This window comes from Corallococcus llansteffanensis (assembly GCF_003612055.1).
Classification (GTDB): Bacteria; Myxococcota; Myxococcia; order Myxococcales; family Myxococcaceae; genus Corallococcus; species Corallococcus llansteffanensis.
In genome coordinates, this window is sequence record NZ_RAWB01000947.1 from 1 (window position 1) to 1,976 (window position 1,976).

Below are 1,976 nucleotides of genomic sequence, written 5' to 3' on the forward strand. Positions count from 1 at the left end.
GGGGAGGGGGCGTGAGCCTGCTCGCGGAGCTGATCGAAGCGGAGCTGGATCCGCTGGTCCAGCGCTGGGTGGCGCAGGTCCAGGAGCGGTTCGCTCCCGGGGCGCGCACCGGGCCCGAGCTGCGCGATCACATCCCGGGCGTGCTGGGCGAGCTGGCCTCCTGCCTGCGCCGTGGCGCCGTCCCGGAGACGATGCCGACGGCGCGGGAGCACGGGCGCCAGCGCCACCGCATCGGCTTCAGCCTGAAGGCGCTCGTCAGCGAGTACAACCTGCTGAACGACCTCATCCTGGAGTGTGTGGAGGCGCGCCAGCTTCCGGTGACGTTCTCCGAGATGCGCATCCTCTCGCGCTTCTTCTCCACCGCCATCACCGAGGGCGTTTCGGAGCACCACCAGCGCGGCGAGGCGCTGGTGGCGAGGCTCGCGGAGAGCGAGGAGCACCTGCGCCTCGTCGTGGAGGGTCTGGATGCGGGCAGCTTCAGCCTGGACCTGGCCACCGGGCAGGGGGAGGCGGACACCCGCTTCCGGGCCGTCATCGGCCTGGCCGGAGGCGTGCCCTTCACGCTCGAGCAGACCGCCCGCGCCTGTCACCCGGAGGACCGGGCGCGGCTGTCACGGGGCATCGAAGAGGCCTGTACGGGGCGCAACGGAGGTCTCTTCCAGGTCGAGCACCGGCTCTTGCCCTCCGGGGAGGGGGAGGTCCGGTGGGTGGAGGCCCGGGGCCAGGTGACCCGCGGTCCGGACGGAAGGCCCGTGCGCCTGCTGGGCACCCTCATCGACATCACCGTGCGAAAGCGGGCGGCCGACGAGCGCGAGAAGCTGCTGGGCGAGGTGGAAGCCGCGCACAACCGGCTGCTCAGCCTCTTCGACCACGCGCCCGCCTTCCTCGCCCTGTTGAGCGGGCCCGAGCACGTGTACGAGGTGGTCAACATGCCCTACCAGCGGCACGTCGGTGTCACGCGCAAGCTGGTGGATCTCCCCGTCGCCCAGGCGCTGCCGGAGCTGGTGCCGCAGGGGTTCGTGGCGCTCCTGGACGGCGTCTACCGCACGGGCACGCCGCACATCGGGCGCGAGACCTTCGTGCGCTTCGACCGGCACGGCACCGGCGAGCTGGAGGACGCGTACGTCGACTTCGTCTACCAGCCGATGCGCGACGCCCGGGGCCAGGTGGAGGGCATCGTCGTCTTCGGCCTGGACATCACCGAGCAGGTGCGGGCGCGGCAGCGCGTGGAGGTCCTGGCGGAGAAGGTCCGGGCGAGTGAGACCCAGTTGCGTCAGGTGACGGACGCGATCCCGGTCCTCGTCTCCCTGGTGACGGCGGACGAGCGCTACGGCTTCGCCAACAGGGCCTATGAGGACTGGTTCGGCTGCTCCCGGGAAGACCTGGTCGGGCGCCCCCTCCGGGAGATCATCGGGGAGGCGGCCTACGAGGTGCTGGGGCCCTACGTGCGGCGAGGCCTGGCCGGGGAGAGCCTCTCCTTCGAGCAGCTCGGTGTGCCCTACCGCCTCGGGGGCACCCGGGACGTGAAGATGACCTTCAATCCCTACCGGGACGCGGAGGGCAGGGCGAATGGCTACGTCGCGCTCCTCCAGGACATCACGGCGCAGCGCCGGATGGAGGAGGCGCTCAAACAGCAGGCGGAGTTCGAGCAGCACCTCATCGGCATCGTGAGCCACGACCTGCGCAACCCGCTGGGCGCCATCCTGCTGGGCGTCACCGCGATGGCGCGGCGCGAGGACCTGGACGAGCGCAGCCGCAAGAGCGTGACGCGCATCCAGAACGCGGCCGAGCGGGCGACGCGCATGGTGAAGGACCTGCTGGACTTCACCCAGGCGCGCCTGGGAGGCGGCATCCGCATCGAGCGGCGGTCGGCGGACCTGCATGAGCTGGCGCGCGGCGTGGTGGACGAGGTCGAGGCGGCCTGGCCGACGCGCGAGCTGCGGGTGCGGCGTTCGGGGGACGGGCGGGGCCTGTGG

1 protein-coding gene is annotated in these 1,976 nt (G+C 71.9%); it reads left to right on the forward strand.

Annotated features, from left to right (window positions below; all coding sequences use genetic code 11):
* Nucleotides 1-11: 11 nt before the first annotated feature.
* Nucleotides 12-1,976: PAS domain-containing protein (locus tag D7V93_RS45600; RefSeq protein WP_158623981.1), on the forward strand; the 1,965-nt coding region annotated here is incomplete at its 3' end.